General features: G+C 71.2%; 7 protein-coding genes and 1 pseudogene. 4 read left to right on the top strand and 4 right to left on the bottom strand.

From position 1 onward, the window contains the following. Positions 1-270 precede the first annotated feature (270 nt). Complete coding sequence (locus CEK68_RS18785) at positions 271-795, bottom strand: DUF2059 domain-containing protein (protein WP_017907724.1); 525 nt, start codon at positions 793-795, stop codon at positions 271-273. 164 nt (positions 796-959) lie between these two features. Between CEK68_RS18785 and arfB the strand changes: the two genes are divergently transcribed. Both arfB and CEK68_RS18775 read left to right on the top strand, forming a co-directional pair. After that, positions 960-1391, top strand: coding sequence for an alternative ribosome rescue aminoacyl-tRNA hydrolase ArfB (arfB, locus tag CEK68_RS18780; RefSeq protein WP_017907723.1), 432 nt, complete (start codon positions 960-962; stop codon positions 1389-1391). A 51-nt stretch (positions 1392-1442) separates the two neighbouring features. After that, positions 1443-1997 (top strand): lysophospholipid acyltransferase family protein, encoded by a 555-nt coding sequence (locus tag CEK68_RS18775; RefSeq protein ID WP_152240300.1) that lies wholly within the window; start codon positions 1443-1445, stop codon positions 1995-1997. A 302-nt stretch (positions 1998-2299) separates the two neighbouring features. Here CEK68_RS18775 and CEK68_RS18770 read toward each other — a convergent pair whose 3' ends face one another. From CEK68_RS18770 to CEK68_RS18760, 3 genes are all read right to left on the bottom strand, one after another. Further along, a complete protein-coding gene (locus tag CEK68_RS18770) occupies positions 2300-5347 on the bottom strand; it encodes a TonB-dependent receptor (protein WP_152240299.1) in 3048 nt (1015 codons plus the stop codon). Between the two features lie 106 nt (positions 5348-5453). Continuing rightward, entirely contained in the window at positions 5454-6512 is a 1059-nt protein-coding gene (locus CEK68_RS18765) for a FecR domain-containing protein (protein WP_152240298.1), read from the bottom strand. After that, positions 6493-7065 (bottom strand): sigma-70 family RNA polymerase sigma factor, encoded by a 573-nt coding sequence (locus tag CEK68_RS18760; RefSeq protein ID WP_017911627.1) that lies wholly within the window; start codon positions 7063-7065, stop codon positions 6493-6495. The genes CEK68_RS18765 and CEK68_RS18760 overlap by 20 nt, the downstream gene beginning before the upstream one ends. Before the next feature lie 157 nt (positions 7066-7222). On the opposite strand from CEK68_RS18760, the pseudogene CEK68_RS21320 reads away from it, so the two are divergent. Together CEK68_RS21320 and CEK68_RS21315 are read left to right on the top strand one after the other, a co-directional pair. Next, a pseudogene (locus CEK68_RS21320) lies at positions 7223-7942 on the top strand (cyanophycinase); the annotation flags it as partial. A gap of 261 nt (positions 7943-8203) precedes the next feature. Further along, positions 8204-8589: isoaspartyl peptidase/L-asparaginase (locus CEK68_RS21315; RefSeq protein WP_223875791.1), on the top strand; the 386-nt coding region annotated here is incomplete at its 3' end.

Genomic DNA, 8589 nt, shown 5'->3' with positions numbered 1-8589 from the left:
GCCGCGACTGCCGAGTCCAATCCTTGGTGAGTGCCAGCTGGTCACTCGGGCAACTGTTCGGGCTTGTCAGGCAGGAGAACCGGAGTGCGGCGGCGCTGACTCCTACTCGTGCTTGCTAGCACTGCGGCTAAACGGCCTGCCGCACTCCGCTCTCACCTACAACGATAGACCCTTATTTGACACAAGCGGCTTCAGCCGCGACCGGGCGTTCCCGACGCATCCCGGTCGCGGCTGAAGCCGCTCCTACGACAGCGCAAAATCGATGCCGCGTTACTTGGCCGGCGGCGCGTTGACCGTCTGTTCCAGGTCCTTCTGCAGGTCGGCGAACAGCGGGGTCATCTTCTGCTGGATCGCGCCCATCAGGTTCTGCATCAACTGCGGGGTCTTGTCGAGCAGGCTCTGGCCGGCCGGGCTCTCGTAGAACTCGGCCATCGCCAGCACGTCCTGCTTGGAGAAGGTCTGCTTGTACAGGTTGACGTAGAGCGGACGCATTTCCTGCCAGGACAGCGCCTTGCGCACGGTGGCCTGGGTACGCTCCTGGATCTGCTGCAGCTTCTGCTGCTGCGCGGCGTCGAGCGGGTGCTGCGCGGTGAGCTGGGCGAACTGCTGGCGCTGCATCGCCTCGATCTGCGGCAGCATGGTGTCGAGCATGTTCTGCGCGCGCGAGGCCGACAGCAGGCGGTTGACGTCGGCATCGGTGGGCGGTTCGGCCAGCGCCGGGAGGGCGGCCAGGGCCAGCAGCAGGGCCAGCAGCAGGCGCTGCGGCCACTGGAAGAAGCGCGGAATCGGGGGCATGGAGCATCCTGCAGAACGATGACCGGCGGCCAGAATACGGCAATCGCCGCGCCGCCGCCGCCGCGCGTGGGGACGGGCGACCGGCCGGCGTCCGCTCCCTGGCTCGTTCAGGCGGCGCCGACGCGGAAACCGGGCGGTCCGGCGAATACCCTACAATCCGCGCCATGGGTAACGGGGCCATCCACATCTCGAGCAGCCTGACGATTCCGGAGGACGAAATCGTCGAGCGCTTCGTGCGCGCCAGCGGCGCCGGCGGGCAGAACGTCAACAAGGTCGCCACCGCGGTCGAGTTGCGTTTCGACCTGGCCGGCTCGCCGTCGCTGCCGGAGCCGCTGCGTGCGCGCCTGCTGGCGCGGCGCGACCGCCGCATCACCGCCGACGGGGTGCTGGTGATCGATGCGCAGCGCTTCCGTACCCAGGACCGCAACCGCGACGATGCGCGCCAGCGCCTGGCCGAGTTCATCGCCGCCGGGCTGTCGGTGCCGAAGCGGCGCATCGCCACCAAACCCTCGCACGGCGCCAAGCTGCGACGCCTGGACGCCAAGCGCGAGCGCAGCCAGATCAAACGCGGCCGCTCGCCCGGCCGCTGGGAGTGACTTTTGACCGAACGCGATTACCGCCTGCCCGCAGCGCCCCCGAACATGCCGATGGTCAGGCCCAGCCGCTTCATGCGCTGGCTCGGCCGCACCGCCTTGCGGCTGACCGGCTGGCGGGTGGTGGGCGAGTTCCCCGACGTGCCCAAGCTGGTGATGATCGTGGCCCCGCATTCGTCCAACTGGGACGGGTTCCTGGGCTTCGCAGTCAAGTTCGCGGTCGGCTTCGAGGTGCGCGTGCTGGGCAAGACCCAGTTGTTCTGGTGGCCGCTGGGACCGCTGCTGCGCAGGCTCGGCGGCATCCCGCTGGACCGCAACTCGCCACGCGGCGTGGTCGAACAAGCGGTGGCGCTGATCCGCGGCGCCGAACGCATGTGGTACGTGATCACCCCCGAGGGCACGCGCAAGCGTGTGGAGAAGTGGAAGACCGGGTTCTGGAAGATCGCCCACGGCGCGCAGGTGCCGATTTTCCCGGTGTACTTCGACTACCCCAGCCGCACCGTCGGCCTTGGCGAGGTGGTGTGGACCGGCGAGGACATGCAGGCGGACATCGCCGCGATCCGCGAATGGTACCGGCCGTGGCGCGGCAAGCACCGCGATACCTTGTGACGGGCAGCGGCGGCTGACGGCGGCGCCATCCGCCGTTTTGCCCCACGGCGCCAACCGATGCCGTAGGAGCAGCGCATGGGTCGGATGTTGTTGTGGGAGGGACTTCAGTCCCAACGCAGCAATGTACCAGGTGGCCTTGGTCTTCACTCGTCGCGGCTGAAGCCGCTGCCACAAGTGCGGTGCCAGGATCGCTTGAGGGCTGCACTGTGGGAGGGACTTCAGTCCCGACGACGGACGGTGTCAGCCGACCTTCCGCTCGTCGCGGCTGACGCCGCTCCCGCATGCAGGCCTTGACCCCGGCGCTACAGCGCGCTGCCGCCGAACTTCTGCGTGTACTGCAGGTACACGCTGCGGCCCACGGTGTCGAACCAGGACACGTCGTAGTACGGGTACGACGTATAGGTGCGGTCGTGCGGCGGCATCTTGTCGAACAGGTTGGTCACCGTCAGCGACAACTGCGCGTGGTCGGTGAAGCGGTACTGCAGCGAGGCGTTGTAGCGGTAGGTGGCGCCGATCCACGGGCTGTCGCCGCTCTCCGGGTCGTAGACCTGGTCGTAGGAATCGGAGGTCGGCAGGCGGCCCAGGCGTTCGCCGTGCAGCGTCGCGGTCCAGGCGTTGCGCTCCCAGGACACGCTGGCGCTGGCCTTGGTGCGCGGGATGTCGTAGCCACTGTTGACCGCGAACTCGTCCACCATCGCTTCGCCGGCGTACACCTGGATGTCGTGGCGGCGCACCCAGGTGTAGTTGCCGCTCAGGCGGAAGGTGCCGATGCCGGTGTCGAGGCGGTACTGCGCGCTGAGGTCGATGCCGTTGGTGCGTTCGCGGGCGATGTTGATCGGGTTGACGTAGACCCCGTACAGGCGGCCGTCGGCGGTGCGGGTGACCCGTGCCAGCGCCTGCTGGCAGGTGGTGGAGGTGGCCTGCAGCACGCCGAGGCGGCAGTCGGCCTCGTCGCGCAGCACCTGGTCCACGCGCAGGTCCTGCACCTGGTCGCGCATGTCGATGTTGAAGTAGTCCACCGACAGGTCCAGGTCGGCCATCGGCGACCACACCAGGCCGGCGGTCCACGAGGTGCTGTTCTCCGGGTTCAGCGCGCGGTTGCCGCTGCGGCCGCGGATCACCGCCTCCTCGTTGTAGCTGCAGTCCTGGATCGCCACGCCCGGTTCCTCGCTGGCGCAGCGGTAGTAGTCCACGCCGGTGGTCTCGTCGTTGCCGGGGCCGGCATACACGTAATGCAGGTCGGGGGCGCGGAACGCGGTGCCGTAGGAGGCGCGCACCAGCAGCGTGTCCACCGGCCGCCACTCCAGCCCGCCGCTGTAGGTGAACTTGCCCAGCGAGCGCCCGGCGAAGCGGTACTGGTCGTAGCGCCCGGCCAGGCTCAGCGACACCGTCGACAGCACCGGCAGGCGCAGCTCGCTGGCCAACGCCCAGCGGTTGCGGCTGCCGTGGCCGTCGGAGTCCTTCCAACTGTAGTAGTAGTACTGCGTGGCCAGCGGATCCGGGCGCAGGTTGTAGGCCTGGTTGCCGAATTCGGCGGTCGCCGCCATGCCGGCATCGCCGCCGGGCAGCGAGAACAGCGCGGTGTTGGTGGCGGTGAAGGCGAGGGTGTCGGTGCGCGAGCGCGGCTGGTACACCGTGCGCTGGGCGATGCTGTCGTACTCGGCACGGCTCAGCGGCGTGTACAGCCGCTGCGGGTCGGCGTTGAAGATCGGCAGCCCCGAGTCTTCGTCCACGCCCAGCTGCGGGCCGAGGAACAGCGCATTGGCGCGCGCGGCGACGATCTGCGGCCAACTGATCGTGGCCTGGTACTGCGAGTGGCTGAGGCTGGTCTCGTAGTCCCAGTCCGCGCCGAGGTGGCCCTTGAAACCGGTGGTGACGCTGAAGGTCTTCTGCCGGGTGCGGATGGTGCCGGCGTTGAGGCCGCCCATTTCTTCCGGGCTGAACTGGCGCCCCCAGGCTTCCACCTGGTCGGTGGCCTGGTTGTAGAAATAGCCCTGCTCGTTGCCGTCCGGGGCCATGTAGCCCCACTGGGTCACGTCGCGGAACAATGACAGCTCGTGGTAGCCCATCTGCACGTCGGCGAACCATTCGCTGCCGTTGTCGAAGGCGTAGCGCAGCGAGGCGTAGCCGTTGAGCCCGCGGCGCTTGTTGGTGATGGTGCCGTAGCCGATCGAGGCGCTGCTGCCGCAGAACGCGCCGTAGCCCGGGCGGGTGGCGTAGCCGGTGCTGCCGCCGTTGAGGCCGGACACCGCCGCGCAGGTGTCCGCGCCCGGGTCCAGGTAGTCGTCGTTGCCGTCGGTGCGCAGGAAGGTGCGGCGCGGCACCTGCGAGCGTGCGGTGGGGCCGTCCAGGGTGCTGTCCTGGCGGCTGCGCTGGTAGGCCCACAGCGGCGTCTGCGAGACCAGTTCGGCGCCGAACACCGCGTCGAAATTGCCGCGCGACCAACCGCTGCTGAGGCTGAGGTTGAAGCTCTCGCCGCCGCCGCGGGTGGTGTCGCCGAAACGGTAGTCCAGCGTGGTGCCGTCGGCGTGCTTCTTGAGGATGAAGTTGACCACGCCGGAGATCGCGTCCGAGCCGTAGATCGCCGAGGCGCTGCCGGTCAGGATCTCGATGCGGTCGATCATGCCCAGCGGGATGTTGGAGATGTCGGTGAAGTTGCTGCGGCCCTTGAACGGCATCGGGAAGTCGGCGATGCGGCGGCCGTTGACCAGCACCAGGGTGTGGTTGGGACCGAGCCCGCGCAGGTCCACCTGCTGCGCGCCGGGCGAGAAGTCCGCGCCGCTGGCCGACTGCGGGCTCTGCGTCTCGCCGCCGTTCTGGGTCATCGCGCGCAGCACGTCCGGCACCGAGGTGAAGCCGTTGGCCTTGATCTGCTCGGCGCTGATCACGCTGATCGGCGCGGGGCCTTCCACCTGCGTGCGCGGGATGCGCGAGCCGGTCACGCGCAGGGTGTCCAGTTGCGCCACCGGCGCCTCGGCCGCCGCGGCCGGCGCCGGCGCGGCGGCACGGACCGGCTGCGCGCGGGCCGGGGCCGGCTCCTGGCGCCGCACCAGCCACGCGCCGGAGGGGTCGCGCTGGGCGACGAAGCCGCTGCCGCGCAGCACCTGCTGCAGCGCCTGCGCGGTGTCCAGTTGGCCGTGCGCGCCGCCGCTGCGGGCCTGGCCCAGTTGGTCGGCGCGGTAGATCAGTTGCGCGCCGGATTGCCGCGCCAGGGTGTCCAGCGCCGCGCGCAGCGGGCCGGCGGGGACGTCCACCGTGCCGGTGGCGGCAACGGCAGCGGGTTGCGCCTGCGCCGCACAGGCGCTCGCACAGGCCATGCTCAGCAGCAGGGCACGCATCGGATACCGCATCGAGTTTTCTCCCCAAACGGGCGCGGAGCGCGCCTCAGTAGCTCCAGACGAACGAGACCGACAAATCCCCCCGCCGCCGCGCCCGCCCGGCGCGGCGCGGGACGGCTTACCGGCTGTGCAACAACACCGTGTCGCCGTGGCGCTCGGCGCGGATCGGGAACCCCTGTTCGAGCAGGCGCACGAAGGCATCGACGTTGGACCAGCGCACGTTGCCGCCGACCCGCAGCGCCGCGGCACCGGCATCGGCGACCTGCAGCTTGACCGTGTTGTAGCGGTTGAACTCGGCCACCGCCGCCTGCAGCGGGGTGTCGTCGAAACTCAGGTAGCCGCTGCGCCAGTCCAGCGCGCGCTCGGCCTCGGCCAGCGCGACCCGGCGTACCAGCACCCCGTGCGGCCCGGCCTGGGCGATGCTGCCGGCATGCAGCAGCAGCGGCGGCGCCTGCGGCGCGCCCGCCGATTCCAGCCGCACCGTGCCTTCGGTGACCACCACGCGCAGCGCATCGGCCTCGCGGCGCACCGCGAAGCGCGTGCCCACCGCCACCACCCGGCGCGCGCCGCTGTCGACCACGAAGGGCCGGCCCGGGTCCTTGCTCACCGCGAAGAACGCCTCGCCGCGCTGCAGGTCGATGCGCCGCTGCGCGCGCGACAGCGCCACCGCGATGCGGCTGTCGCTGCTCAGCGTGGCCTGCGAGCCGTCGGCCAGGGCCACCGGGCGCAGCTGGCCGGTGACGCTGGCATAGGCGGTCGGCACCGGTTCGACGGCATGCCGCCAGACCAGGGACAGCACCGCGGCACCGAGCAGCGCGGCCGCCAGCGCCGCCGGCCAGCGCCGTCGCCGCGGCGCACGCGGCCGCGGGGCGAAGCGCAGGCCGCGCAGGTCCGGCGCGGCGCTGGCGGCGGTGGCGGCCGGCGCCAGCGTGCTGCGGCCGCCCAGGCCCTGCCAGCGGCCGCGTTCGGGCACCTGCCCATCGCGCTGGCCGGCGCCGAGTGCCTGCAAGCGCCCACTCTCCTGCCAGGCGGCCTGCAGGCGCAGGAACGCCACCCGGTGCGCGGTGGCTGCGGCCAGCCAGGCATCCAGGCGCGCCTGCCGTGCGTCGGACCAGTCGTCGCGGTCGCGCCGCGCCAGCCAGGCCGCCGCACGCGCCTCAATCCACCTGCTGTCCATCGCGTGCCCGCGCCTGCATCGGCTTCGCCGGCGCCGCCGCGCCCTCGTCGCCATGGAAATGATCGGCCAGCAGGCGCATGCCCCGGGCCACGTGCTTCTCCACGCTCTTCTCGCTGATTCCCAGGCGCACGGCCACCTCCTTCTGCGGCAGTTCCTCGACCCGCCGCAGCCAGACCACGCTGCGGCAGCGGTCCGGCAACCGGTCGAAGGCCGCCGCCAGCCGGCCCAGCACCTGCCGTCCGCCGCACCAGCGTTCCGGCGACAGCTCGTCTATCAGGACGTGCATCGACTCCAGATCCCCCACTGCCTCGATCGACACCACCCGGTTGCGGCGCAACCGGTCGGTCATCAGGTGCCGCGCGGTGGCGAACAGGAACGACTTGGGCAGGCTCGGCCGGGCCTTGCCGGCGGCCTCGTAGACGCGCACGTAGATCTCCTGGCGCAGGTCGTGCCACTCCTCGCGATGCGGCCAGCAGCGCCGCAGGTAGCCGCTGAGCGCCTGCTCGTGGACGAGGATTTCTTGGACGAACCAATCGTCGAGGGAAGCGGACATGGATCCCACATTAGCCGATCGCCGGTGCGTGCGGGCAAGTGCCGCGCGCGCCGACATGGGAGGGTGAAGGCGGCGGGGGGAAACCGTGCCGCCGTTCGTCCCCTCTCAGCAACGAGCCGCACGCTCGCCTGCCCGCCCCGTTCCCGAGGAGATCCGCATGACCCGTTCCGTCGGCATGTTCCGGCCCTGGATGTCGCTGCTGCTGGGCCTGTGCCTGGCCACGCCCGCCGTCGCGCGCGATTACCGCCAGTACCTGGTCGGCGATCCGGCCGCGCCCACACCCGGCCCGGTGTCGCCCGGCCTGCTGCTGATGGGGGGCGGCGACCGCAACTACGACGCGCTGCGCTGGTTCATGGCCAAGGCCGGGCACGGCCACGTGGTGGTGCTGCGCGCCTCGCAGGCCAACGAGGTGGGCGAGGAGTTCTACCGCAAGGTCGGCGGCGTGGCCTCGGTCGAGACGTTCGTGTTCAGCGGCCGCGGCGCCTCCAGCGATCCGGCGCTGCTGCGCGCGCTGGCCCGCGCCGACGGCATCTTCATCGCCGGCGGCGACCAGTCGCGCTACGTGCGCTACTGGAAGAACACCCCGGTGGCCGACGCGCTGGACGCGCACGTGCGCGCCGGCAAGCCGCTGGGCGGCACCAGCGCCGGCCTGGCGATGCTGGGCGAGTACCTGTACGGCTCGATGGACGGCGGCAGCATCACCAGCCCGGCGGCGCTGGCCGATCCGCTGGGGCCGGCGGTCACCATCGAGACCGACTTCCTGCATCTGGACCTGCTCAAGCGGGTCATCACCGATACCCACTTCCGCGAGCGCGACCGCCTCGGCCGCCTGTTTGCGTTCCGCGCCAAGGCCGCCACCCTGGCGCCCAAGGGGGAGCCGCTGATCGGCCTGGGCGTGGACGAGAGCGCCGCGCTGGCGGTGGAGGGCGACGGTACCGCGCGCGTCTATGCCACCGATCCGCAGGCCGTGGCCACCGTGGTCGCCGGGCCGCTGCAACCGCCCACCCCGGCCGGGCAGCCGCTGCAGGCCGCCCGCATCGAGACCGTCGGGGTCGGCCCCGGTTCCACCCTGCACCTGCCCGACGGCCGCGTCGAGGCACCGGTCTTCCACCGCTACTACGCGGTGCAGGACGGGCGCATGCGCGAAATTCCCGCCACCACCCTTGTGATCCATGGCGGCGCCGGCGTCGAGCGTGCCAGCAGCAGCCCGGCCGACCTGGCCGAGGCGCGCGCGGCGATGGAGAAGGCGCTGCGTACCGGGCAGGCGCTGCTGGCGCAGGGCAAGCCGGCGGTGGATGCGGTCGCCGCGGCGATCACCGTGCTGGAGGACTCGCCGCAGTTCAACGCCGGCAAGGGCGCGGTGTTCACCCACGACGGCCGCAACGAACTGGACGCGGCGATCATGGACGGGCGCACCGGCAAGGCCGGCGCGGTGGCCGGCGTGCACCGGGTCAAGAACCCGATCGAACTGGCGCGTGCGGTGATGGACCAGTCCGAGCACGTGATGCTGGTCGGCGATGGCGC

The organism is Xanthomonas sp. LMG 12461 (assembly GCF_009192935.1).
Lineage (GTDB): Bacteria > Pseudomonadota > Gammaproteobacteria > Xanthomonadales > Xanthomonadaceae > Xanthomonas_A > Xanthomonas_A sontii.
The sequence above is the reverse complement of the archived record's forward strand: the minus strand, read 5'-3'. Positions and strand labels throughout refer to the sequence as shown.